This window comes from Pseudomonas bharatica, assembly GCF_048586865.1.
Classification (GTDB): Bacteria; Pseudomonadota; Gammaproteobacteria; order Pseudomonadales; family Pseudomonadaceae; genus Aquipseudomonas; species Aquipseudomonas bharatica.
This window is the reverse complement of sequence record NZ_JBMAWR010000002.1, coordinates 444,924-468,282: the sequence shown is the minus strand read 5'-3', so window position 1 is coordinate 468,282 and position 23,359 is coordinate 444,924. Positions and strand designations below refer to the sequence as shown.

The window sequence follows — 23,359 nt, the reverse complement described above, 5'->3', positions numbered from 1 at the left end:
ACCACTGATAATGGCTATCGAGATCAAAGCCCCTACCTTCCCGGAATCGGTTGCCGACGGCACCGTTGCCACCTGGCACAAGAAACCGGGCGAAGCCGTCAAGCGTGACGAGCTGATCGTCGACATCGAGACCGACAAGGTCGTTCTGGAAGTCCTGGCCACCGCTGATGGCGTACTGGGCGCGATCGTCAAGGGCGAGGGCGACACCGTCCTGTCCGACGAGGTCCTGGGTTCGATCGAGGCCGGTGGCGTCGCCGCCGCTCCTGCTGCTGCCCCGGCTGCCGCGCCTGCCCAGGCAGCTGCTGCCGCCGACGCTGGCGAAGACGACCCGATCGCTGCCCCGGCCGCACGCAAGCTGGCTGAAGAAAACGGCATCGACCTGGCTTCCGTTGCCGGCACCGGCAAGGGTGGTCGCGTTACCAAGGAAGACGTCGTGGCCGCCGTTGCCGCCAAGAAGTCCGCGCCTGCCGCTGCCCCGGCTGCCAAGCCGGCCGCCGCTGCCGCCGCTCCGGTGGTCACCGCCACTGGCGACCGCACCGAGAAGCGCGTACCGATGACCCGCCTGCGGGCCAAGGTTGCCGAGCGCCTGGTCGAAGCACAGTCGAACATGGCCATGCTGACCACCTTCAACGAAGTCGACATGACCGAAGTCATGGCCCTGCGTTCGAAGTACAAGGACCTGTTCGAGAAGACCCACAACGGCGTGCGCCTGGGCTTCATGTCGTTCTTCGTCAAGGCCGCTACCGAAGCCCTGAAGCGCTTCCCTGCGGTCAACGCCTCGATCGACGGTTCCGACATCGTCTACCACGGCTACTCGGACATCGGCGTCGCCGTTTCCAGCGACCGTGGCCTGGTGGTTCCTGTGCTGCGCAACGCCGAGCTGATGAGCCTGGCCGAGATCGAGAACGGCATCGCCACCTTCGGCAAGAAGGCCCGTGACGGCAAGCTGTCCATCGAAGAGATGACCGGCGGCACCTTCACCATCACCAACGGCGGCACCTTCGGTTCGATGATGTCGACCCCGATCGTCAACCCGCCGCAGGCTGCGATCCTCGGCATGCACAACATCATCCAGCGTCCGATGGCCATCAATGGCCAGGTCGTGATCCGTCCGATGATGTACCTGGCGCTGTCCTACGATCACCGCCTGATCGACGGTAAGGAAGCCGTGACCTTCCTGGTAACCATCAAGAACCTGCTGGAAGACCCGGCTCGCTTGCTGCTGGATATCTAATACGCAGCCGCAGGCTGCAGGCGCCGCGCTCCTGGTCTGGAGCCGGTCGCCGTGCAGCCTGTGGCTTGCTGCTTGAAGCTATAAAGGAATCTTTTTATGAGCCAGAAGTTCGACGTAGTAGTAATTGGTGCAGGTCCTGGCGGCTACGTGGCTGCCATCAAGGCCGCCCAACTGGGCTTCACGACCGCGTGCATCGAGAAGTACACCGATGCCGAAGGCAAACTGGCCCTGGGCGGTACCTGCCTGAACGTTGGCTGCATTCCCTCCAAGGCGCTGCTGGACAGCTCCTGGAAGTACAAGGAAGCCAAGGAGAGCTTCAACGTCCACGGTATCTCCACCGGTGAAGTCAAGATGGACGTCGCCGCGATGGTTGGCCGCAAGGCCGGTATCGTCAAGAACCTGACTGGCGGCGTTGCCACCCTGTTCAAGGCCAACGGCGTCACTTCGATCCAGGGCCACGGCAAGCTGCTGGCCGGCAAGAAGGTCGAAGTCACCAAGCCTGACGGCAGCACCGAGATCATCGAAGCCGAGAACGTGATCCTGGCTTCCGGTTCCCGTCCGATCGACATTCCGCCGGCTCCGGTCGACCAGAACGTCATCGTCGACTCCACCGGCGCCCTGGAATTCCAATCGGTTCCGAAGCGCCTGGGCGTCATCGGTGCCGGCGTGATCGGCCTGGAGCTGGGTTCGGTCTGGGCTCGCCTGGGTGCCGAAGTCACCGTCCTGGAAGCCCTGGACACCTTCCTGATGGCCGCCGACACCGCGGTTTCCAAGGAAGCGCTGAAAACCCTGACCAAGCAGGGCCTGGACATCAAGCTGGGCGCTCGCGTGACCGGTTCGAAGGTCAACGGCGACGAAGTCGAAGTCACCTACACCGACGCCAACGGCGAACAGAAGATCACCTTCGACAAGCTGATCGTCGCGGTCGGCCGTCGTCCGGTGACCACCGACCTGCTGGCTGCCGACAGCGGCGTGACCATCGACGAGCGCGGCTTCGTGTTCGTTGACGACCACTGCGCTACCAGCGTGCCAGGCGTTTACGCCATCGGTGACGTGGTGCGTGGCATGATGCTGGCGCACAAGGCCTCGGAAGAGGGCATCATGGTCGTCGAGCGCATCAAGGGCCACAAGGCCCAGATGAACTACGACCTGATCCCGTCGGTCATCTACACCCACCCGGAAATCGCGTGGGTCGGCAAGACCGAACAAGCCTTGAAGGCAGAAGGTGTTGAGGTTAACGTGGGCACCTTCCCGTTCGCGGCCAGCGGCCGTGCGATGGCAGCCAACGATACCGGCGGTTTCGTCAAGGTCATCGCCGATGCCAAGACCGACCGCGTCCTGGGTGTACACGTGATTGGCCCAAGCGCCGCCGAACTGGTGCAGCAGGGTGCAATCGCAATGGAATTCGGCACCAGTGCCGAAGACCTGGGCATGATGGTCTTCTCCCATCCGACCCTGTCCGAAGCGCTGCATGAAGCCGCGCTGGCCGTGAATGGCGGTGCCATCCACGTAGCCAACCGTAAGAAGCGTTAATCATAAGAAAACCACGGCGGACGGCCCGTCGTGAGTCTTGCGTGCATGACTCACCGCGGAAAGTCCGCCGGACTCGAACTCCCGGAGCATACCGGGGGCAAGCGGTCACAGGTGGCGCGGCACCCCTCGCGGGCGCAGCGCCGAAGCGCAGTACCTAACGAAGACGGTAAAAAGCATGAATCTTCACGAGTATCAGGGTAAGCAGCTGTTCGCTGAATACGGCCTGCCAGTTTCCAAGGGTTTCGCAGTCGATACCCCTGAAGCAGCAGCAGAAGCCTGCGACAAGATCGGCGGCACCGAGTGGGTTGTAAAAGCCCAGGTCCACGCCGGTGGTCGCGGCAAAGCGGGCGGCGTCAAGCTGGTTCGCAGCAAGGAAGACGCCAAGGCGTTCGCTGCACAATGGTTGGGCAAGAATCTGGTGACCTACCAGACTGACGCCAACGGTCAACCAGTCTCCAAGATCCTGGTCGAGTCCTGCACCGACATCGCCAAAGAGCTGTACCTGGGCGCTGTGGTCGATCGTTCGAGCCGCCGTATCGTGTTCATGGCTTCCACCGAAGGTGGCGTGGACATCGAGAAAGTCGCTCACGACACTCCCGAGAAGATCCTCAAGGCAACCATCGACCCGCTGGTCGGTGCCCAGCCGTTCCAGGGCCGTGAGCTGGCATTCCAGCTGGGCCTGGAAGGCAAGCAGGTGCAACAGTTCGCCAAGATCTTCGTTGGCCTGGCCAAGCTGTTCAAGGACCACGACCTGGCCCTGCTGGAAGTGAACCCGCTGGTCATCAAGGCCGACGGCGACCTGCACTGCCTCGATGCCAAGATCAACATCGATGCCAACGCCATGTACCGTCAGCCGAAGCTGAAGACCTTCCACGACCCGTCCCAGGACGACGCCCGTGAGGCCCACGCTGCCAAGTTCGAACTGAACTACGTTGCCCTCGAAGGTAACATCGGCTGCATGGTCAACGGTGCCGGCCTGGCCATGGGTACCATGGACATCGTCAACCTGCACGGCGGCAAGCCAGCCAACTTCCTCGACGTAGGTGGTGGTGCTACCAAAGAGCGCGTTACCGAAGCCTTCAAGATCATTCTGTCCGACAGCAATGTCGCGGCCGTCCTGGTCAACATCTTCGGCGGCATCGTTCGCTGCGACATGATTGCCGAAGGCATCATCGGCGCGGTGAAGGAAGTCGGCGTTAAAGTACCGGTCGTCGTTCGCCTCGAAGGCAACAACGCCGAACTGGGCGCTAAAGTACTGGCAGAAAGCGGTTTGAACATCATTGCGGCCACCAGCCTGACCGACGCTGCTCAACAAGTTGTCAAAGCTGCGGAGGGCAAGTAATGAGCGTCCTGATCAATAAAGACACCAAAGTCATCTGCCAGGGCTTCACCGGCTCGCAAGGTACTTTCCACTCCGAACAGGCCATCGCCTACGGCACCAAGATGGTCGGCGGCGTAACCCCAGGCAAGGGTGGCACCACCCACCTGGGCCTGCCGGTGTTCAACACCGTGAAGGAAGCCGTGGAAGCTACCGGCGCTGACGCTTCGGTCATCTACGTTCCGGCTCCTTTCTGCAAGGACTCGATCCTGGAAGCGGCCTTCGGCGGCATCAAGCTGATCGTCTGCATCACCGAGGGTATTCCTACCCTCGACATGCTGGACGCCAAGGTCAAGTGCGACGAGCTGGGCGTTACCCTGATCGGCCCTAACTGCCCGGGCGTCATCACTCCGGGCGAGTGCAAGATCGGCATCATGCCAGGTCACATCCACCTGCCAGGCAAGGTCGGTATCGTTTCCCGTTCCGGCACCCTGACCTATGAAGCCGTCAAGCAGACCACTGATGCCGGTTTCGGTCAGTCCACCTGCGTCGGTATCGGTGGCGACCCGATCCCGGGCTCCAACTTCATCGACATCCTGAAGCTGTTCCAGGAAGACCCGAAAACCGAAGCCATCGTCATGATCGGCGAGATCGGTGGTTCGGCTGAAGAAGAAGCGGCTGCCTACATCAAGGCCAACGTGACCAAGCCAGTGGTTTCCTACATTGCCGGTGTGACTGCCCCAGCGGGCAAGCGCATGGGCCATGCTGGCGCCATCATCTCTGGCGGCAAGGGCACTGCGGACGAGAAATTCGCTGCTCTGCAGGACGCAGGTGTCAAGACCGTGCGTTCGCTGGCCGACATCGGCAAGGCCCTGGCCGAGCTGACCGGTTGGGAAGTGAAGAAGTAAGACTTCTTCGCTGACCAGGCAGAAAAAGGCCACCTTCGGGTGGCCTTTTTCGTTTGCGTGAGTTGGACGCGTACCCTGTGGGAGCGGGTTCACCCGCGATTGCGGTAGTGATCCCACCGATGCCATCGCGGGTAAACCCGCTCCCACAGGGTACGCGTCGCTTGATTTGACGCAACCGTTTGCGACATTCTGGTTCACTCATCGGACAATCCGCCCCGAGGCCGTGCGCCAGAGCGTCAATTTGAGTACCATGCGCGTTCATTTCGTGTCCGCCGCCCAAAAGGAAGCGCCACGCTATAAAAGTCCGCCTCAATCAGGGTGGAAAAAACATTTCCCTAACCCAAGGGGAAATCCCTCTCTAAATTCCGATTTACGCAGTGTGGTATTTCCTTAAATGAAAGTTTTGAAAGGCCAGGACATCCTGGCGCTTGGCTTTATGACGTTCGCGTTGTTCGTCGGGGCCGGCAATATCATTTTCCCGCCTATCGTGGGTTTGCAGTCCGGTCCTTACGTGTGGATGGCGGCGCTGGGCTTTTTGGTCACCGCAGTCGGCCTGCCGGTGGTCACCGTGATCGCCCTGGCCAAGGTCGGCGGCGGCATGGACGAACTGAGCAGCCCGATCGGCAAGGTCGCCGGTGGCCTGCTGGCGGCGGCTGCCTACCTGGCGGTGGGCCCGCTGTTCGCCACCCCGCGTACCGCGACTGTGTCCTTCGAGGTGGGCGTGGCGCCGTTGACCGGCGAAAGCCCGACCGCGCTGTTCATCTACAGCCTGGTGTACTTCCTGGTGGTGCTGGCGGTGTCCATGTACCCGGGCAAGCTGCTCGACACCGTCGGCCGCTTCCTTGCGCCATTGAAGATCATCGCCCTGGCCGTGCTCGGCATCGCCGCGTTCGCCCTGCCAGCGGGCACCCTTGGTGAAGCGCAGCCAGCCTATGTGGCGGCGCCGTTCTCGCAAGGCTTCATCCAGGGTTACCTGACCATGGATACCCTGGGCGCGCTGGTGTTCGGCATCGTCATCGTCAATGCGATCCGCTCCCGTGGCGTCGATTCGCCGCGCCTGATCACCCGCTATGCGGTGATCGCCGGCCTGATCGCCGGTGTCGGCCTGACCCTGGTGTATATCAGCCTGTTCCGCCTCGGTGCCGGCAGCCACGATATCGCTGCGACCGCGACCAATGGTGCGGTGGTGCTGCATGCCTATGTGCAGCACACCTTCGGCTCGCTGGGCAGCGGTTTCCTGGCGGTGCTGATCGCCCTGGCCTGCCTGGTTACCGCGGTTGGCCTGACCTGCGCCTGCGCCGAATACTTCAGCCGCCTGCTGCCGCTGTCCTACCGTGCGCTGGTGGTGCTGCTGGCTGGCTTCTCGCTGCTGGTCTCCAACCTTGGCCTGACCAAGCTGATCATGTTCTCGGTCCCGGTACTGACCGCCATCTACCCGCCGTGCATCGTGCTGGTCGGCCTGAGCTTCTGCAAAGGCATGTGGCACTCGCAGACCCGCATCATGGCCCCGGTCATGGCGGTATCGCTGGTGTTCGGCGTGATCGACGCGCTGAAGGGCGCCGGCCTGGAGCACTGGCTGCCGGCCTGGGCCGAACACCTGCCGCTGAGCGAGCAGGGCCTGGCCTGGCTGGTGCCGTGCGTGGCGACCCTGGTGGTTGCCGTGGTGTGCGATCGCATGCTCGGCAAGCCGCGCGAAGTGACGGCCTAAGTAGCGCCGCAGGGCAGGCGAGGCCACAAGCCATCAACGCCTGCCGACGGTGATACCCGAAGCCCCGCCTCCTACCCCGGAGGCGGGGCTTTTTCATGCCTTCTCAAAGCGTACACGGACCCTGTGGGAGCGGGTTCACCCGCGATTACGGTAGTGGATTCACCGTCGCAATCGCGGGTGAACCCGCTCCCACAGGGTCCGCGCAGTGTCCTTTTTGAGTGTGTGGACGTCGAACTGCCGTCACCGCCCAACGGAACCCTTCATGAGCTTCATTCTGAGCAACCTGACCAACCTGGCTGCCGCCCTATGGTTCATTACCTGCTGGGGCGGCTATACCCGCTATGCCACCTGGAAGGGACGCGACACCGCCTGCCTGGCCAGCGTCATGCACCTGTACCGCGAAGACTGGATGCGCCGCATGCTGCTGCGCGACAACCGCATCGCCGATGCCAGCGTAATCGGCAACCTGGAACGCAATGCGTCGTTCTTTGCCTCCAGCACCCTGATCATTCTCGCCGGCATCCTTACCGTACTCGGCGCTTCCGATCGCGCCTTGTCATTGCTGGCCGACCTGCCACTGGTGCAGCAGGCCTCGCAAAGCATGTCGGAGATCAAGCTGCTGTGCCTGGCGGTCGTCTTCGTCTACGCCTTCTTTACCTTCAGTTGGTGCATGCGCCAATACAACTTCGCGGCGGTGCTGGTGGGGTCGGCGCCGATGATCGGCGAGCGCCAGGTCAGCGAGCAGGAGCGCAAGGCCTTTGCAGCGCGGGCGGCGAGGGTGATTTCCATGGCGGCCAACCAGTTCAACTTTGGCCTGCGTTCCTATTACTTCGGCATGGCCATGCTCAGCTGGTTCATCAGCCCATGGGCATTCATGGCGATGAGTGCGGGCGTAGTGCTGGTGTTGTATCGCCGTGAGTTCCATTCGGATGTATTGGACGTCATGGTGTATACGCCGACCGAAGCCAGCGTGGAGATGGCGAAGAGCGAAAGTTCGCTCTGAGTGTTCGCCGACCAATAAAAAACCCGACCGAAGTCGGGTTTTTTTATTCCAGCAAGCCTTACTGCTTGGCAGGTTCTGCCGGAGCGGTCGGCGCCGGAGTAGCTGGAGCGGATTCTTTCGCAGCTTCTTCAGCGGCTTTTTGTTCAGCTTCAGCGGAGTCTTTGGCGGCTTCGGCGTTTTCTTTAGCGGCCTCGTTCACTTTATCCTGAGCTTCGTCCATCTTCTGCTGGGCTTGCTCGGCATGTTGTTGAGCATCCTGAGCTTTGTTTTCGCTGGCTTTGTCGCAAGCGGCGAGGCCCAGGGCGGCGGCGATCATGACGGCATAAGCAAAAGGTTTACGCATGGGGTGTTTCTCCTTGTGGAATAGCATTACTTGAATCCTTTGAGTTGTCCCTTCGGATTTAAGTTCCGCGCACGATACACATATATAAGTAACGGATCCATATAGACTTTTTGTCTGCTCTGTGCAGGTCCGCACACTTTTGGAGATAGCTGTGGATAAGAGCGAGTCGTCGTTGCTGCGGCGGGCCGAACGTTTCCTTTCTGCGTTACGTCATTGCCAGGTATTGAACATGCAGGTTGAGTGCGCGAACGGGGAGGGCATCACCCTGCGCATGCCCTGGTCCCCCTCGATCGTCGGCAACCCGCAGACTGGAGCGGTTCATGGCGGTGCGATCACCACCCTGATGGATACGGCGCTGGGCATGGCCACGCTCTGCGCCCTGCCGGAATTCGAGGTTTGCCCGACCCTCGACCTGCGGGTCGACTACATGGGCCCCGGAGTCGCCCACCAGGACCTGTTCGGCCATGCCCATTGCTACCGGGTCAGCCGCGAGGTGATCTTCATTCGCGGCGCCTGCTACCAGGCCGACCCCGGGCAGCCCATCGCCCAGGTGGTCGGTACCTACATGCGCCTGGGCAAGGACATCAAGGGTGGCCTCAACTTCGCCCGCACGCTCAAGGGAGAAGCGCAATGATCCCGGCCCAGGTTCATCGGCAACTGCGCGAGGCGCATGCCCGCGGCGATTACTCGGCCCTGCTCGGGCTGATTCCCTATGCCGGGCTGATCGGCATCCAGTGCAGCCGTGACGGCGACGACCTGCTGTTCCGTCTGCCGGCCAACCCGGACAACGTCGGCAACCCGTTGCTTCCGGCGATCCATGGCGGCGTGATCGCCGGTTTCATGGAGCTGTCGGCGGCGCTGTACCTGCTGGTCTTCAGCGAAAGTGCGAGCATTCCGAAGATCATCGACTTCTCCATCGACTACCTGCGGGCCGGCCATTTGCGCGATACCTTCGCCCGTTGCCAGTTGTGGCGCCAGGGCCGCCGGGTGACCAACGTGGCGATCACTGCCTGGCAGGCGGACCCCGCCGAGCCCATTGCCACGGCCCGGGCGCATTTCAAGATCAAAGAACTGGTCGCGCCCTTGAAATAGTCCTCCATGGCCCCATCTGCTGTTCATCCCGTTGCGACTGGCGGGATGCGTGTCCGCAAGGCCGCCCGCCAGCGCTATCAATGCCATCAGATCGGAGTTTTGAAGACCATGAGTGTGGAGACTCAAAAAGAAACCCTGGGCTTCCAGACCGAGGTGAAGCAACTGCTGCACCTCATGATCCATTCGCTGTATTCGAACAAGGAAATCTTCCTCCGCGAGCTGATCTCCAACGCCTCCGATGCCGTGGACAAGCTGCGCTTCGAAGCGCTGGCCAAGCCCGAGCTGCTCGAAGGCGGCGCCGACCTGAAGATCCGTGTCAGCTTCGACAAGGACGCCAACACCGTCACCCTCGAAGACAATGGCATCGGCATGAGCCGCGATGAAGTCATCGCCCACCTCGGCACCATCGCCAAGTCCGGCACTGCCGACTTCATGAAGAACCTCACCGGCGACCAGAAGAAGGACTCGCACCTGATCGGTCAGTTCGGCGTGGGCTTCTACTCCGCATTCATCGTCGCCGACAAGGTCGACGTGTTCAGCCGCCGCGCCGGGCTGCCGGCCGCCGAAGGCGTGCACTGGTCGTCGAAAGGCGAGGGTGAATTCGAAGTTGCCACCCTCGACAAGGCCGAGCGCGGCACCCGCATCGTCCTGCACCTGAAAAAGGGCGAGGAAGAGTTCGCCGACGGCTGGCGCCTGCGCAACATCGTCAAGAAGTACTCCGACCATATCGCCCTGCCGATCGAGCTGCCGAAAGAAGCACCGGCCGCCGAAGGCGAGGAGAAGCCTACCCAGGAATGGGAAACGGTCAACCGCGCCAGCGCCCTGTGGACCCGTCCGCGTACCGAGATCAAGGACGAGGAATACCAGGAGTTCTACAAGCACATCGGCCACGATTTCGAAAACCCGCTGGCCTGGAGCCACAACAAGGTCGAAGGCAAGCTGGAATACAACTCGCTGCTCTACGTTCCGGCCCGTGCGCCGTTCGACCTGTACCAGCGTGAAGCGCCTCGCGGCCTGAAGCTGTACGTGCAGCGCGTGTTCATCATGGACCAGGCGGAGTCGTTCCTGCCGCTGTACCTGCGCTTCATCAAGGGCGTGGTCGATTCCAACGACCTGTCGCTGAACGTCTCGCGCGAGATCCTGCAGAAGGATCCGATCATCGACTCGATGAAGTCGGCGCTGACCAAGCGCGTGCTGGACATGCTGGAGAAGCTGGCGAAGAACGAACCCGAACAGTACAAGGCGTTCTGGAAGAACTTCGGCCAGGTCCTCAAGGAAGGGCCGGCGGAAGACTTCGCCAACAAGGAAAAGATCGCCGGCCTGCTGCGCTTCGCCTCCACCCACGAGGAAGGCGGCGAGCAGAGCGTCTCCCTGGCCGACTACCTGGCTCGCGCCAAGGAAGGCCAGGACAAGATCTACTACCTCACCGGCGAGTCCTATGCGCAGGTCAAGAACAGCCCTCACCTGGAAGTCTTCCGCAAGAAAGGCATCGAAGTGCTGCTGCTGACCGACCGCATCGACGAGTGGCTGATGAGCTATCTCAACGAGTTCGATGGCAAGAGCTTCGTCGATGTCGCTCGTGGCGACCTCGATCTGGGCAAGCTGGATTCGGAAGAAGACAAGAAGGCCCAGGAAGAGATCGCCAAGGAGAAGGAAGGCCTGGTCGAGCGCCTCAAGGCCGCGCTAGGTGACAGTGTCAGCGAAGTGCGCGTGTCGCACCGCCTGACCGATTCCCCGGCGATCCTCGCCATCGGCGAACAGGACCTTGGCCTGCAGATGCGCCAGATCCTCGAAGCCAGTGGGCAGAAGGTCCCGGATTCCAAGCCGATCTTCGAATTCAACCCGACCCACCCGCTGATCGAGAAGCTGGACAACGAGCAGAGCGAAGACCGTTTCGCCGACTTCTCGCATATCCTCTTCGACCAGGCGGCGCTGGCCGCCGGCGACAGCCTGAAGGACCCGGCCGCCTACGTGCGCCGGCTGAACAAGCTGCTGGTCGAGTTGTCGGTCTGATGTGATGCAGGAAAGCCCGCTTCGGCGGGCTTTTTTCATTCTTGCAAGGAGAAATCGATGAGCAATGTGACGATCGAATCGCTGGTCTACCACGTCGGCGGTGAAGCCTATGAAAGCCGCCTGGTCTACACCCATGGCGCGCAGCCACAGCCGGCGCTGGTGATGGCGCCGAACTGGATGGGCATCGGCGAAGGTGCCGAGCGGATTGCCCGGGCGGTAGCGCAGAAAGGTTATGTGGTGCTGATCGCCGACCTCTATGGGCAATCGGTGCGGCCGCAGAATGCCGAGCAGGCGGGTGCGGCGATGATGCCGCTGAAGAATGACCGCGCCGAGCTGCGCAAGCGCATGCAGGCGGCCGTGGCGCAGTTGCTCGGGCAATCGAAGGCGCTGCTGAGCCCGGGCAAGCTGGCGGCGTTCGGTTTCTGCTTCGGTGGCTGCTGTGCCCTGGAACTGGCTCGCGACGGTGCGCCGTTGCAGGCGGCGATATCCTTCCATGGCACCCTGGATACCCCGGACCCGGCGGATGCGAAGAACATCAAGGGCGCGGTGCTGGTACTGCATGGCGCGGCCGATCCGCTGGTGCCCAAGGAGCAATTGCCAGCCTTCGAGGCCGAGATGGACGCGGCCGGTGTGGACTGGCAGTTGCTCAGCTACGGCGGTGCGGTGCACTCGTTCACCGATCCGGGGGCGAATGTGCCGGGCAAGATGATGTATGACGCACGGACCTCGAAGCGGGCGTTCACGGCGATGCACAATCTGCTGGAAGAAGTGTTCAAGGCTTGAGGGCCTCATCGCTGGCAAGCCAGCTCCCACAGTGTGGGAGCCGGCGTTGCCGGCGATTGCTGACTTCAGCGCAACTCGATCCTCCCTGACTCACCCGCAACCACCGGCCAATCCCCGGCCGCCCATCGTTCCCGGGCCCGATCGATCAACCCCGGATCGCTCGCCACGAAATTCCAGTTCATCCGCCGTGGCCCATCCAGCGGGGCGCCGCCGATGATCACCAGATGGCTCTCGCCCTCGGCATACAGACTGGCTTCCTCGCCTTCGTTCAGCACCACCAGCGTCTGCGGTTCCAGCAGCTCGTCATCCAGCCGCACTTCGCCGGCCAGTACATACACCGCCCGTTCCTGGTGCTCATCCGGCACGCACAAGGTCGTGGCGGCTTCCATGAATACTTCGGCGTACAGCGTGGGCGAGAGCACCGGCACCGGCGACGCCAGGCAGAAGCCGTTGCCCGCGATCATGCGTATCTTCACCCCCAGCGCTTCGCTGACTGGCAGGCTGCCTGCCGGGTGATGGCTATAGTGCCCGGCGCCTTGTTCTGCCTCTTTCGGCGACGCCAGCCAGATCTGCAGGCCATGCAGTCGCGAGCCTTTTTCCAGCAGATCCTGCGGCGTGCGCTCGACGTGGGCGATGGCCGCGCCCGCTGTCATCCAGCTCACCTCGCCGGGCCTGACCCGCTGCGACGAGCCCAGGCTGTCCTTGTGCAGCAGTTCCCCCTCGAACAGGTAGGTGAGGGTCGACAGTCCGATATGCGGGTGCTGGCGGATGTCCATGCCATGCCCCGGCGGGTAGTCGGTCTGCAGCATATGGTCGAAGAACACGAAGGGGCCGACACTGCGGCACCTGGCCGAGGGCAGCGGGCGCAGGATGGGCTGGCCCTCGACCGATTCGGCGCGGGGGCGGATTACCAAGGGCGAGGTCATGGCAGGCTCCAGCCAGGTTGAAGTCGGCCTAGCATAGCGAACCGCTGCCGCCGGCGCGCGGTCTACCCTGTCCCAAGCACGAGCAAGGAGGGCAGCAATGCTCGCAAGAACCCTGGGCGCATTGCTATGCGCCGGGCTGCTGGTCGGCGCCGCGCAGGCACGGGATTACCGCTACAGCGACGCCCACCTGCACTACGTGGATTTCTTCCAGGAAACCGAGGGCATGCCCGCGCTGCTCGAAGCCATGGACAAGGCCGGTATCGAGCAGTCGATGATCAGCGGCATCCCGGTCGCCAAGAAGTGGCATGAGGACGAGCCCAAGCGTCCGCGCTACTACGCCGGCGACGATGCCGATGCCTACTGGTACAGCGCCACCGACAGCTACGTCGCAGCAGCCGTCGAGAAGCTGCCGCCCGAGCAGCGCAAGCGGTTCCATCCGTTCCTGTCCGGGATCAATCCGGTGGACAAGAATGCCGTGGCCCATATCGAGCGCATGCTGGAGCTGCATCCAGGGCTCTGGCAGGGCATAGGCGAGGTCTTCACCCGCCATGACGACCTGACGGCCCTCACCAGCGGCGATACGCCCCGGGCCAACAACGAGGCCATGACCCGCATCTATCATCTGGCTGCCGAGCGCGACCTGCCGGTGCTGTTGCACTCCAACATCACCTCCAAGCGCGAGCGCAATCCGCTGTACCTGGCGGAAATCGAGGAGCCGCTGCGCAATCACCCGCATACCCGCTTCATCTGGGCCCATGCCGGCAGCAGCATGGAGATTCATCGGCACCAGGAAAAAATGGACTTTCTCCTGCCGACCCTGACCCGCCTGCTGGAGGATTACCCCAACCTGTATGTCGATCTGTCCTGGAGCGTGCTGCAACCTTATCTGCTGGACGACAAGGGCACGCCGCGCAAGGCGTGGCTGGCACTGGTCGAGCGCTTTCCCGAGCGCTTCATGCTCGGCTCCGACGTGGTCGGGCGTTTTTCCAGCCTGGGCGAGCAGTTCCAGGGCTTCGCCCCGTTCCTGGACGCCTTGCCGGAGGGCATCGCGCACAAGGTGGCCAGGGACAACTTCCTCGCGGTGCTGCCCAAGCCGCGTTGAGCGCGATTGTCATCAGCCTGTCATGGCCGGGTCATAGTCTGCCGCGATCCACTACAGAGGAAGCGCAACATGTTGACTAGCCGTTTTAGCGCCCTGGTCGGGCTGATGTGCATGGCCGGCCTGGCCCAGGCCGAGGTGCGGGTGCAGGGACCGGTGGAATACGGCGTGTTCGAGACCAACATCAAGAACCCGCAGCCCGGTGAACGGGTCATTACCATGAACAGCCAGGCGATCCAGGCCACCGATGTCGTCCCGGCCAGGCTGGGCAGCAAATTCGGCATCCGCTACCGCCTCGAAGGCAAGACCGCCGACGATACCCCGCTGACCCTGCTGTACCTCACCCCGGGCATCGTCACCCCGGACGGCAAGCGCCACGACAAATTCGAGGTGGTGCAGAAGCTGGTCCCGGCTGCGCCGCAGGACGTGATGGCCTACGAATTCACCGAGCATCACGAGGCGATTCCGGGCGAGTGGCACTTCATGGTGTTCCAGGGTGATCGCCTGCTGGCGGAGAAACGTTTCACCGTTCGCTGATCATTCCGGCGATGCGGTGGTCGCGATGATTGGGCAATTTAATATCACCATTTCTTCTTACGCAAAAAGTCGACGGTCCGATACCTTCTAAAGAAGTGTCCGCTGCATGACGGATGCAGCATCTTCGGAAGGAACCGTGCGATGAGTTTGAGAAGCCTGAACATAGCGCCCCGGGCCGGACTGGGCTTCGGCCTGCTGGCGCTGTTGGTGGTGACCCTTGGGCTGTTCTCGCTGGTGCAGATGTCGAGCATGCGCGAGCAGTCCGAGCAGGTGGAAAGCAATTGGCTGCCCAGCGTGATCAGTGTCGGCACCATGAGCCAGGACATGCTGCGCATACGTGCCCTGACCCTGCGCTTGCTGGTCAACCGCGACCCGGCGGCGCAGCAGCAGAACATCTCCCGTATCGACGCCCTGAAGCAGGCCCTGAGCAAGGCCCAGGCCGATTACGACGCGCTCATCGTGCTGCCCGAGGAGCGCGTGCTGTTCGACCGCTATATCGAACTGCAGACGCAGTACCTGGGCATGCAGGCCCAGGTGGTGGGCCTGGCCACCAGTGATCGCATCGAGGCCGCCGAAGCCCTGGTCAACGGCGAGATGAACCAGCTCGCCGACAACCTCACCACCACCCTCAACCAGTTGATCGATCTCAACAACCAGCACGCTCATATGGCCACCAGCCAGTCCGAAGCGGTGTATCTCGCCGCACGGGTGTGGGTCATCGGCCTGTTGATCGGCGCCCTGGTGCTCACGGTGGTGCTGGCGCTGGTCCTGACCCGCAGCATTGTCAAGCCCCTGGCCCAATCGCTGCAGGTTGCGGAAGTGGTGGCGAGCGGCGACCTGACTCCGCAGATCAGTATCCAGGGCCGCGACGAACCGGCGCGCCTGCTGGTGGCGTTGAAGCAGATGCAGCAAAGCCTGCGCGACACCATCGGGCGCATCTCCGACTCGTCGAACCAGCTGGCTTCGGCCTCGGAAGAGCTGAGCGCGGTCACCGAGGATGCGACCCGTGGCCTGCAGCAGCAGACCCAGGAAATCGAACAGGCGGCGACGGCGGTCAACCAGATGACTGCGGCGGTGGAGGAGGTGGCCAGCAATGCCGTGGCCACGTCCGAGGCGTCGAGGGAGTCCGATCGTATCGCCCGCGAGGGTGTGGCCCAGGTCCAGCAGACCGTGGTGTCCATCGAGGAACTGGCCGCGGGCGTGAGCCTGAACGTCGATGAAGTGGGGCAACTGGCGGAGCAGGTGCACGGGATTTCCAAGGTGCTCGACGTCATCGGCTCGATTGCCGAGCAGACCAACCTGCTGGCGCTCAACGCCGCGATCGAAGCGGCGCGGGCCGGCGATGCCGGGCGCGGGTTCGCCGTGGTGGCCGACGAGGTGCGGGCGCTGGCCCATCGGACCCAGCAGTCGACCCGGGAAATCGAGCAGATGATCGATGGTATCCAGCAGGGCACCGACCGCGCGGTGGATGGCATGCAGCAAACCCGCGAACGGGCGCGCAGCACCCTGGATGGTGCGCACGCGGCCGGGGCGGCGCTGGAAGAGATTGCCACGGCGATCAGCCGGATCAACGAGCGCAACCTGGTGATCGCCAGCGCCTCGGAGCAGCAGGCGCAGGTGGCGCGGGAGGTGGATCGCAACCTCACCAATATCCGCGACCTGGCGTTGCAGAGTTCGGCGGGAGCGTCGCAAACGGTGGAGGCCAGCCAGGCGCTGTCGCAACTGGCGGTGGACCTGAACGGGCTGGTGCGGCGCTTCTCGGTGTAAGGCTTCACACGGACCCTGTGGGAGCGGGTTCACCCGCGATTGCTATGGTAGATTCACTACCGCAATCGCGGGTGAACCCGCTCCCACAGGGTCCGCAGTGTGCTTCAGAAACAAAAACGCCCCGAACCAGTCGGGGCGTTTTTTGCAAGCGGGCTAGCCCTTACTTGCCTTCCCAGCGCTTGAGCACCAGGGTGGCGTTGGTGCCGCCGAAGCCGAAGCTGTTGCTCATCACGGTGTCGATCTTGGCGTTTTCGCGGGTTTCGCGAACCACCGGCAGGTCGGCGACTTCCGGATCCAGCTCGTCGATGTTGGCGGAACCGGCGATGAACTTGCCTTCCATCATCAGCAGGCAGTAGATCGCTTCGTGCACGCCGGCAGCGCCCAGGGAGTGACCGGACAGGCTCTTGGTCGAGCTGATGGCCGGGGCCTTGTCGCCGAACACTTCGCGCACGCCCTTCATTTCCGCGACGTCGCCGACCGGGGTCGAGGTGCCGTGGGTGTTCAGGTAGTCGATCGGAGTATCGACGGTGGACAGCGCCTGCTGCATGCAGCGGATCGCGCCTTCGCCGCTCGGGGCAACCATGTCGTAGCCGTCGGAAGTGGCGCCGTAGCCGACGATTTCCGCGTAGATCTTGGCGCCACGGGCCAGGGCGTGTTCCAGCTCCTCGACCACCACCATGCCGCCACCGCCGGCGATGACGAAGCCGTCACGGTCGGCGTCGTAGGCGCGCGAAGCCTTGCTTGGCTCATCGTTGCGCTTGGTCGACAGGGCGCCCATGGCATCGAACAGGAACGACTGGCTCCAGTGCTCTTCTTCACCGCCGCCGGCGAAGACGATGTCCTGCTTGCCCCACTGGATCTGCTCCATGGCGGTGCCGATGCAGTGTGCGGAGGTGGCGCAGGCCGAGGAGATCGAGTAGTTGATGCCCTTGATCTTGAACGGCGTGGCCAGGCACGCGGAAACGGTGCTGCCCATGGTGCGGGTCACGCGGTACGGACCGACGCGCTTGACGCCTTTCTCGCGCAGGGTATCCAGCGCTTCCATCTGGTTCAGGGTCGAGGCGCCGCCGGAGCCAGCCACCAGGCCGGTACGCGGGTTGGAGATCTGCTCTTCGGTCAGGCCGGAGTCCTTGATCGCGTCCTGCATCGCCAGGTAGGCGTAGGCAGCGGCGTGGCCGACGAAGCGATAGACCTTGCGGTCGATCAGTTCTTCGAGGTTGAGGTCGATGGAACCGGAAACCTGGCTGCGCAGCCCCATTTCCTTGTATTCCGGGTTGAAACGGATGCCCGGACGGCTTTTACGCAGGTTTTCGGAGACGGTCTCTTTGTCATTGCCCAGGCAGGAAACGATGCCCAGACCGGTGATTACGACGCGGCGCATGCGAATAACCCTTAGAAATTTTCAGTGGAGGTGAATACACCGACGCGAAGACCTTCGGCGGTGTAGATCTCGCGACCGTCGACGCTGACCGAGCCATCGGCGATGGCCATGTTCAGCTTGCCCTTCAGGACGCGCTTGATATGAATGTTGTAGGTAACCTTTTTCGCCTCCGGCAACACCTGGCCGAAGAACTTCACTTCGCCCGAACCCAGGGCGCGACCGCGGCCCGGCAGGCCTTGCCAGCCAAGGAAGAAGCCAACCAGCTGCCACATGGCGTCGAGGCCCAGGCAGCCCGGCATCACCGGATCGCCTTCGAAGTGGCAGGCGAAGAACCACAGGTCCGGATTGATATCCAGCTCGGCGACCAATTCACCTTTGCCGTACTTGCCGCCCTCTTCACTGATGTGGGCAATGCGATCCACCATCAGCATGTTGGGGGCGGGCAGTTGCGCGTTACCTGGGCCGAACAGCTCACCGCGACTGCAGCGCAGCAGGTCTTCCCGGGTAAAGGCGTTTTGTTTGGTCATGCGAGCTCCTCAATAATCCTCGTGCGGCAGGGACCGGTTCTTCCCGATCCGCCCTCCGAAAGCCCTTGGCTCCGGGGCGGCAGCCTACTCATAGACTATTGCGTTGTAGTGAAAGTCACAGCACAGCGAACGAAGATGTACACCTGTGCACTGAAATTTTTCCGACAGACCTTTCTTGCAGATCGGTTCGGCGTGTAAGACTGCCGCAATTTTGCATTATTCGCCAGTCGCGCTTGCCTGAGCGGGTAGCCAGCGCTGCAGAATCTCCTGCAATTCATTGCGTTTGAACGGTTTGGCCAGGTAATCGTTCATCCCGGCTTCAATGCAACGCTCGCGATCACCCTGCAGGGCGTTGGCGGTCAGGGCGATGATCGGCAGGTCGCGGCCCTGGGGCAACTGGCGCAGGCGCCGGGTGGCTTCGTAGCCATCGACGATCGGCAGGCGACAGTCCATCAGCACGGCCGCGAAGCGCTGCCGGGCCACCAGGCTGATGGCCTGGGCGCCGTCGGCCGCAACGATCACCTCCAGCCCCAGGCTGCGCAGCATGGCCTGGATCACCGCCTGGTTGACCGGGTTGTCCTCCACCAGCAATACCGACTGCCCTTTGCCGTCGTCCGCCCCGGCAACGTTGGCCGGCAATGCCTGCGGACGGTCGTGCGGGCGCAGGGTCAGGGGCATTTCCAGGGTGAAGGTCGAACCCTGGCCCTCGCGGCTTTCCGCCCGCAGGCTGCCGCCCATGCGTTCGGCCAGGTTGCGGGCGATGGACAGGCCCAGGCCGGTGCCGCCATAGCGCCGGGAAATCGAGCTGTCGGCCTGTTGGAAGGCGACGAACATGGCTTCCAGGCGGCTGTTTTCGATGCCGATGCCGGTGTCCTGCACCGCGCAGGTGAACCAGATCAGCTGGCGGTCCAGCACCTGCCAGCGCGGCACCACCCGCACGCTGCCCTGCTCGGTGAACTTCAGGGCGTTGCCGATCAGGTTGACCAGTACCTGGCGGATCCGCGTCGGGTCGCCGCACACCTGCAACCGCTCCAGGCCCTCGGGCATTTCCAGTTGCAGCGCCAGGTGACGCTGCTGGGCGGCGTGAAGGAAGGACTGCACGCAACTGCCGATCAGTTCCGCCAGGTTGAAATCGATCTGTTCCAGTTGCAGCCCGGTGCGTTCGATCCGCGAGAAGTCGAGGATGTCGTTGATCACCTTGAGCAGGTGCCCGGTGGACTCGCTGGCCACCAGCGTGTATTCGGCCTGCTCATCGCTCAGTTCGGTGGTCTGCAGCAGTTGCAGCATGCCCAGCACGCCGTTCATCGGGGTACGCAGCTCGTGGCTCATCATCGCCAGGAATTCCGACTTGGCCTTGTTCGCCTGCTCGGCTTCCTCGCGGGCCTGGATCATCTGCGCCATGGCCTCCTGCTGTTCGCGCGAGGCCTGGGCCAGGCCGCTGGCCAGGTTGTTGATATGTTGCGCCAGGTGCCCCAGCTCGTTGTCGTCCACCACCGGCAACGGCGTGTCGAAATCACCTTTCTGGATGGCCTTGACCGCATGCCCCATGTCGGCGATCGGGGTCGCCAGGCTACGGGCCAGGCGGCGCGCCAGCAGGAAGGTGAAGACCAGGGCGAACAGGGCGAGGATCGCCGCCTTTATCACGATTTCCTGCTGGCGCTGGCTGAAGGCGTCATCGGACATGCCGACGATCACCCGGCCAAGGTAATCGTCGGCGACGATGCTCGCCGGTTGCTCGCCATTGTGCAGGAAGTCGCCATCGAGGCTGATCCGCTGCAGGCGGATCGGCGCCTGGAACACTTCCACCTGCTGGGCGCGGTTGACGTGTTCGTCCGGCTGCTCGACATAGACCAGGATGTGGTTGGCGCTGTCCTGCACTTCGAGGAAGCGCACATGGGGGATGGTCAGGGTCGCCCGCATCAGGCCTTCGAGCACTTCGTCGTTGCCGGAGATCACCCCGTATTCCGAGGCCGGGGCAAGCTGGTTGGCGATCAACTGGCCGGTATGGTTGAGTTCCTGGCGCAGGTCCTGGATGCGCACGAAGGTGAAAAAGCCGATCAGCAGCAAGGTCAGCACCAGGGCCGGGCCGAGGCTGATGATCTGGGTACGGGTACTGATATCCCAGCTTTTCATCGGGCGGATTCTCCTGCGGACACGGCCTGCCTGGCGGCATCGGGGTCGATCGCCTCGATGCCCAGGGCCCGGGCGACCTGCTGGTTGCCGGTTACGCTGAAATACTCCGGGTAATGGCTGCGCGGCCATTTTTCCGGGGGCTGGTCGAGCAGGCGGTCGATCACCGCCAGCCAGGCGTTCTGGTCGCTGAAGGTACTGGCCAGGGCGCCGGCGCGGACGAAGCCGGCATTCGGCCCGACCAGCGCCATCTGCCTTGAGTAGGCACTGAGCAGCAGGTTTTTCGCGGTCTTGGGGTTGTACAGCGAGGGATCGTCGAGGCCGAGCAGAACGTCGGTTTCCTTGAGCAGGCTTTGCAGGGGGCGGTTGTCGCGCAGGTCGGGCCAGGGTTGCGCATCGATCTCCATGCCCAGCGGCCGGGCTGCCTGGCGCAGTTCATCGAGGAGGAAGCGGCTTTGCTCGCTGTACAGCACGCCGACCCGGTGGGCCTGGGGCAGCAGGTAGCGGACCAGATGCAGTTGCCGGGCCAGGGGCGGGTCGCTCCAAAGCAGGCTGAGGTACGCCGGGCGCAGGTCGCCCAGGCGCTGCCGGGCCTGGACCCGGCTGATGCGCAGCACCAGCGCCGGCGGCCCGGCCGGCTCGCGCATGCGCCAGTCCAGCGCTTCGGGGTCGAGCAGGATCAGCCGCGTGTCGCTGCGCAGCCGGGCCGGTTCCGGCAGTTGCGCCAGGGGCACGAAGCGCACCGTGTCCGCCGGGCGCCGGGTCTTGAGCGCTTCGACGAATTCGCGCACGCCGCTGCTGTCCTGGGCACCGGTCAGGAGGATCTCGCCGCCGGCCAGGGACACCAGCGGCCAGAGCAGGACCAGCAGCAGCCAGCGCCGCCAGAACCTCATCAGAACTCCAGCTCCGCGCTGAAATACAGGAGGTGGCGGCTGTCGTAGCGGTTGTCGACATTGGCGGTGGGCTGGTCGTCGAGACGCTGCTGCAAGGTCCCGGACAGTTCCAGGCTGGCCCGGGGCAGGGCGATGCGCTTGGCCACGCGCAGGTCGACCCGCTCGAAACGGTACTGGTTCAGGGCGTCGTCTCCGTAATAGAAGAGGGCGCTGGACCAGCCCCGCCCCCAGTCGCGCATCCAGCCGGCGGAGCCGCTGTTGCGTGCACTGAGGCGCTGGTCGGCGGGGTTGCTGGCTTCGGCGTCGACATAAGCGTAGGTCAGGCGCACGCGATCGTTGGCGCTGGCCCGCCAGTCCAGTTGCGTCTCGCTGCCGGTGAAGCGCGCTTCGTTGCTGTTGCTGGCGATGTACTGGTTGTTGCGCAGTGGCTCGCTGATCATGCCGGTGATACGGTCGTGGAACAGCTTGATATCGACGCTCAGGTCGAGGTCGGCGAAGTAGCCGTTGTAGCCCACTTCCCGCGAGCGCATCAGTTCCTGGTCGAGGTTGCCCGGGCCGCGGGTCTTGACGAAGTACTCGGCGGTGCTCTGGCCGAAGGCCGGCGGCGTCAGGTTGCTGACCCGGTAGCTCCAGTTGACGTTGTTCTCGAACATGTCCGGCGAGCGCACCGCCTCGGAGTACACCGCGCGCAGGCCGTGGCGCGGGGTGATCAGGTAGTTCACCGCGATCCGCGGGGTCAGCGAATCGCCGGCCAGCCGCGAATTCTCGTACATCGCGCCGCCCTGGACGATCCAGTGCTCGTCCAGCCGCCATTCGAGCTGGCCGAACAGGCGCCAGGTCTGGTCGTCGAGGCTGCCGTTGAAATAGGTCTCGGAGTCGGCGCGGTCGTAGCGGTAGTTGACGCCGCTGAGCAGGCGCAGGTTGTCGGCCAGGCTCAGGGTGTCCTGGATCTCCAGGTCGTAGCGGGTTTCCCGGGTGCTTTGGTCGACGTCGCCGCACACCACGTTCTTGCCGCCGCTGTTCCATTGATTGCCGACCTGCCGGGCCAGGTCCTGGAGCACCGGGTCGGCATTGGGCGGCGGGTTGTTGGCGTTGCGCGCCACCTGCTCGGCGTAGTTCGGGTTCAATTGCCAGAGGCGGGTCAGTTCCGGGCTGAAGGCGAGTTGCGCATCGCAGGCACGCCACACCTGCTGGCGATCCCAGTGCTGCGCCGAGCCTTGTACATAGAGGCTGTGGCCCGGGTCGAAATCGATGTTCCAGCGCAGCGAGCCGGCGTAGTCCTTGGCCTTGACGTCGGCATCGTTGCCGCGCTCGGTGACGTAGGGGAAGACCGGCTGGTAGGTGTAGGGGCGCTGGTCGCTGCCTTCCTTGGCCGAGAGTTGCCAGTCGAGGCTCTGGTTGAGATCAAGGGTGTGGCTGGCGCTGATGTTGAAGCGGGTCAGGCGCCGGCTGTCGCGGTAGTCGCCGCCCGTGGCGTTATGGTCGAAGCCGTCGTCCTGCATGCCCGACAGCGACAGGCGCAGGTCGCCGCCGTCCCAGCCCATGCCCTGGCTGGCGTAGAAGTCGTCGATGCCGCGCTGGCCGCGGGTCACCTTGAGCCGCGTGCCGTGGCTGTCGGCCGGGCTGCGGGTAAGGATATTGACCACCGCCATCAGCGCATTGGCACCGTAGCTGACCGTGTTCGGCCCGCGGAACACCTCGATGCGCTCGATATCCTCCATGGCCAGCGGAATATCGCTCCAGTCCACGGTGGCCAGGCCGGCGCGGTACACCGAGCGGCCATCGATCAGCACCTGCATGCGCCGCGCGTCGTTGACGTTGCTGCCGTGGTAGTTGACCGTCGCCTGGTTGCCGGCGCCGTAGCCGACCATCATCCCCGGCACCAGGCGCAGCAGCTCGGGGATGTCGCGGGCGCCGCTGGCCTTGATCAGCTCGGCGTCGAGCACGGTCATGCTCCCGGGCACGGCGGCCGGGGATTGTTTCAGGCGGGTGGCGGTCAGAACCTGGGGCAGGGCCTGGCTATCGACGAACAGATCGTCGGCAACCGCCGGCCCGCCGACCAGGGCGGCCAGGAGCAACAAAGGGTGTGAAGGGCGTGGGCCAGGGAACACGGGGCGGCCTTGATCGGTAAACGAAACCGGCATGTTAACCGAGTAGCCGGCAT

The 23,359-nt window shown here is 63.5% G+C and carries 20 protein-coding genes; 13 read left to right on the top strand and 7 right to left on the bottom strand.

Annotated features, from left to right (window positions below):
• Positions 1-10 precede the first annotated feature (10 nt).
• From odhB to ACKLLE_RS04635, 6 genes are all read left to right on the top strand, one after another.
• A complete protein-coding gene (odhB, locus tag ACKLLE_RS04660) occupies positions 11-1,234 on the top strand; it encodes a 2-oxoglutarate dehydrogenase complex dihydrolipoyllysine-residue succinyltransferase (protein WP_009396301.1) in 1,224 nt (407 codons plus the stop codon).
• A 96-nt stretch (positions 1,235-1,330) separates the two neighbouring features.
• Positions 1,331-2,767, top strand: a complete 1,437-nt coding sequence (gene lpdA / locus ACKLLE_RS04655; protein WP_064301824.1) for a dihydrolipoyl dehydrogenase — start codon at positions 1,331-1,333, stop codon at positions 2,765-2,767.
• Positions 2,768-2,942: 175 nt separating this feature from the next.
• Entirely contained in the window at positions 2,943-4,109 is a 1,167-nt protein-coding gene (gene sucC, locus ACKLLE_RS04650; protein WP_009396303.1) for an ADP-forming succinate--CoA ligase subunit beta, read from the top strand.
• The gene (gene sucD, locus ACKLLE_RS04645; protein ID WP_004376004.1) at positions 4,109-4,993 is read left to right on the top strand and encodes a succinate--CoA ligase subunit alpha; all 885 of its coding nucleotides are present in this window, start codon (positions 4,109-4,111) and stop codon (positions 4,991-4,993) included. Before sucC ends, sucD begins: the two co-directional genes overlap by 1 nt.
• A gap of 394 nt (positions 4,994-5,387) precedes the next feature.
• Entirely contained in the window at positions 5,388-6,701 is a 1,314-nt protein-coding gene (gene brnQ / locus ACKLLE_RS04640) for a branched-chain amino acid transport system II carrier protein (protein WP_009396304.1), read from the top strand.
• A gap of 262 nt (positions 6,702-6,963) precedes the next feature.
• Positions 6,964-7,704 (top strand): DUF599 domain-containing protein, encoded by a 741-nt coding sequence (locus ACKLLE_RS04635; protein WP_064301823.1) that lies wholly within the window; start codon positions 6,964-6,966, stop codon positions 7,702-7,704.
• A gap of 58 nt (positions 7,705-7,762) precedes the next feature.
• On the opposite strand, the gene ACKLLE_RS04630 is transcribed toward ACKLLE_RS04635, so the two are convergent.
• Complete coding sequence (locus ACKLLE_RS04630; protein WP_037059233.1) at positions 7,763-8,047, bottom strand: hypothetical protein; 285 nt, start codon at positions 8,045-8,047, stop codon at positions 7,763-7,765.
• 229 nt (positions 8,048-8,276) lie between these two features.
• Here ACKLLE_RS04630 and ACKLLE_RS04625 point away from each other — a divergent pair, with 229 nt between their 5' ends.
• From ACKLLE_RS04625 to ACKLLE_RS04610, 4 genes are all read left to right on the top strand, one after another.
• Positions 8,277-8,681: a PaaI family thioesterase gene (locus tag ACKLLE_RS04625; protein ID WP_080604730.1), complete on the top strand. Its 405-nt coding sequence runs from the start codon at positions 8,277-8,279 to the stop codon at positions 8,679-8,681.
• Positions 8,678-9,139, top strand: a complete 462-nt coding sequence (locus tag ACKLLE_RS04620) for a PaaI family thioesterase (protein ID WP_064301821.1) — start codon at positions 8,678-8,680, stop codon at positions 9,137-9,139. The genes ACKLLE_RS04625 and ACKLLE_RS04620 overlap by 4 nt, the downstream gene beginning before the upstream one ends.
• A 108-nt stretch (positions 9,140-9,247) precedes the next feature.
• Entirely contained in the window at positions 9,248-11,152 is a 1,905-nt protein-coding gene (htpG, locus tag ACKLLE_RS04615; protein ID WP_420057022.1) for a molecular chaperone HtpG, read from the top strand.
• A 57-nt stretch (positions 11,153-11,209) separates the two neighbouring features.
• Positions 11,210-11,935, top strand: a complete 726-nt coding sequence (locus ACKLLE_RS04610; protein WP_420057021.1) for a dienelactone hydrolase family protein — start codon at positions 11,210-11,212, stop codon at positions 11,933-11,935.
• A 65-nt stretch (positions 11,936-12,000) separates the two neighbouring features.
• Here ACKLLE_RS04610 and ACKLLE_RS04605 read toward each other — a convergent pair whose 3' ends face one another.
• A complete protein-coding gene (locus ACKLLE_RS04605) occupies positions 12,001-12,861 on the bottom strand; it encodes a pirin family protein (protein WP_420057020.1) in 861 nt (286 codons plus the stop codon).
• A 97-nt stretch (positions 12,862-12,958) separates the two neighbouring features.
• Here ACKLLE_RS04605 and ACKLLE_RS04600 point away from each other — a divergent pair, with 97 nt between their 5' ends.
• The 3 genes from ACKLLE_RS04600 to ACKLLE_RS04590 all read left to right on the top strand — a co-directional run bounded on the left by ACKLLE_RS04600 (position 12,959) and on the right by ACKLLE_RS04590 (position 16,264).
• The gene (locus ACKLLE_RS04600) at positions 12,959-13,963 is read left to right on the top strand and encodes an amidohydrolase family protein (RefSeq protein WP_420057019.1); all 1,005 of its coding nucleotides are present in this window, start codon (positions 12,959-12,961) and stop codon (positions 13,961-13,963) included.
• Positions 13,964-14,032: 69 nt separating this feature from the next.
• Positions 14,033-14,497, top strand: a complete 465-nt coding sequence (locus tag ACKLLE_RS04595; RefSeq protein WP_420057018.1) for a DUF3859 domain-containing protein — start codon at positions 14,033-14,035, stop codon at positions 14,495-14,497.
• Between the two features lie 141 nt (positions 14,498-14,638).
• Positions 14,639-16,264: a methyl-accepting chemotaxis protein gene (locus tag ACKLLE_RS04590; RefSeq protein WP_420057017.1), complete on the top strand. Its 1,626-nt coding sequence runs from the start codon at positions 14,639-14,641 to the stop codon at positions 16,262-16,264.
• 160 nt (positions 16,265-16,424) lie between these two features.
• Here ACKLLE_RS04590 and fabB read toward each other — a convergent pair whose 3' ends face one another.
• From fabB to ACKLLE_RS04565, 5 genes are all read right to left on the bottom strand, one after another.
• Positions 16,425-17,645: a beta-ketoacyl-ACP synthase I gene (fabB, locus tag ACKLLE_RS04585; protein ID WP_009396450.1), complete on the bottom strand. Its 1,221-nt coding sequence runs from the start codon at positions 17,643-17,645 to the stop codon at positions 16,425-16,427.
• An 11-nt stretch (positions 17,646-17,656) separates the two neighbouring features.
• On the bottom strand, positions 17,657-18,172 hold the full coding sequence (gene fabA, locus ACKLLE_RS04580; protein WP_009396451.1) for a 3-hydroxyacyl-[acyl-carrier-protein] dehydratase FabA: 516 nt from the start codon (positions 18,170-18,172) through the stop codon (positions 17,657-17,659).
• 216 nt (positions 18,173-18,388) lie between these two features.
• The gene (locus tag ACKLLE_RS04575; protein WP_420057016.1) at positions 18,389-20,305 is read right to left on the bottom strand and encodes a response regulator; all 1,917 of its coding nucleotides are present in this window, start codon (positions 20,303-20,305) and stop codon (positions 18,389-18,391) included.
• The gene (locus ACKLLE_RS04570) at positions 20,302-21,195 is read right to left on the bottom strand and encodes a hypothetical protein (RefSeq protein ID WP_064301815.1); all 894 of its coding nucleotides are present in this window, start codon (positions 21,193-21,195) and stop codon (positions 20,302-20,304) included. Before ACKLLE_RS04570 ends, ACKLLE_RS04575 begins: the two co-directional genes overlap by 4 nt.
• A complete protein-coding gene (locus tag ACKLLE_RS04565; RefSeq protein ID WP_205884580.1) occupies positions 21,195-23,339 on the bottom strand; it encodes a TonB-dependent receptor plug domain-containing protein in 2,145 nt (714 codons plus the stop codon). The genes ACKLLE_RS04570 and ACKLLE_RS04565 overlap by 1 nt, the downstream gene beginning before the upstream one ends.
• Positions 23,340-23,359: the final 20 nt, after the last annotated feature.

What these genes read in the sequence shown, in the direction of transcription:
- ACKLLE_RS04570 (WP_064301815.1), bottom strand. Translation starts at nt 21,195, where the DNA reads ATGAGGTTCTGGCGGCGCTGGCTGCTGCTGGTCCTGCTCTGGCCGCTG.
- lpdA (WP_064301824.1), top strand. Translation starts at nt 1,331, where the DNA reads ATGAGCCAGAAGTTCGACGTAGTAGTAATTGGTGCAGGTCCTGGCGGC.
- ACKLLE_RS04575 (WP_420057016.1), bottom strand. Translation starts at nt 20,305, where the DNA reads ATGAAAAGCTGGGATATCAGTACCCGTACCCAGATCATCAGCCTCGGC.
- ACKLLE_RS04630 (WP_037059233.1), bottom strand. Translation starts at nt 8,047, where the DNA reads ATGCGTAAACCTTTTGCTTATGCCGTCATGATCGCCGCCGCCCTGGGC.
- ACKLLE_RS04595 (WP_420057018.1), top strand. Translation starts at nt 14,033, where the DNA reads ATGTTGACTAGCCGTTTTAGCGCCCTGGTCGGGCTGATGTGCATGGCC.
- odhB (WP_009396301.1), top strand. Translation starts at nt 11, where the DNA reads ATGGCTATCGAGATCAAAGCCCCTACCTTCCCGGAATCGGTTGCCGAC.
- ACKLLE_RS04635 (WP_064301823.1), top strand. Translation starts at nt 6,964, where the DNA reads ATGAGCTTCATTCTGAGCAACCTGACCAACCTGGCTGCCGCCCTATGG.
- sucD (WP_004376004.1), top strand. Translation starts at nt 4,109, where the DNA reads ATGAGCGTCCTGATCAATAAAGACACCAAAGTCATCTGCCAGGGCTTC.
- htpG (WP_420057022.1), top strand. Translation starts at nt 9,248, where the DNA reads ATGAGTGTGGAGACTCAAAAAGAAACCCTGGGCTTCCAGACCGAGGTG.
- sucC (WP_009396303.1), top strand. Translation starts at nt 2,943, where the DNA reads ATGAATCTTCACGAGTATCAGGGTAAGCAGCTGTTCGCTGAATACGGC.
- fabB (WP_009396450.1), bottom strand. Translation starts at nt 17,645, where the DNA reads ATGCGCCGCGTCGTAATCACCGGTCTGGGCATCGTTTCCTGCCTGGGC.
- ACKLLE_RS04620 (WP_064301821.1), top strand. Translation starts at nt 8,678, where the DNA reads ATGATCCCGGCCCAGGTTCATCGGCAACTGCGCGAGGCGCATGCCCGC.
- ACKLLE_RS04590 (WP_420057017.1), top strand. Translation starts at nt 14,639, where the DNA reads ATGAGTTTGAGAAGCCTGAACATAGCGCCCCGGGCCGGACTGGGCTTC.
- ACKLLE_RS04600 (WP_420057019.1), top strand. Translation starts at nt 12,959, where the DNA reads ATGCTCGCAAGAACCCTGGGCGCATTGCTATGCGCCGGGCTGCTGGTC.
- brnQ (WP_009396304.1), top strand. Translation starts at nt 5,388, where the DNA reads ATGAAAGTTTTGAAAGGCCAGGACATCCTGGCGCTTGGCTTTATGACG.
- fabA (WP_009396451.1), bottom strand. Translation starts at nt 18,172, where the DNA reads ATGACCAAACAAAACGCCTTTACCCGGGAAGACCTGCTGCGCTGCAGT.
- ACKLLE_RS04565 (WP_205884580.1), bottom strand. Translation starts at nt 23,339, where the DNA reads ATGCCGGTTTCGTTTACCGATCAAGGCCGCCCCGTGTTCCCTGGCCCA.
- ACKLLE_RS04625 (WP_080604730.1), top strand. Translation starts at nt 8,277, where the DNA reads ATGCAGGTTGAGTGCGCGAACGGGGAGGGCATCACCCTGCGCATGCCC.
- ACKLLE_RS04610 (WP_420057021.1), top strand. Translation starts at nt 11,210, where the DNA reads ATGAGCAATGTGACGATCGAATCGCTGGTCTACCACGTCGGCGGTGAA.
- ACKLLE_RS04605 (WP_420057020.1), bottom strand. Translation starts at nt 12,861, where the DNA reads ATGACCTCGCCCTTGGTAATCCGCCCCCGCGCCGAATCGGTCGAGGGC.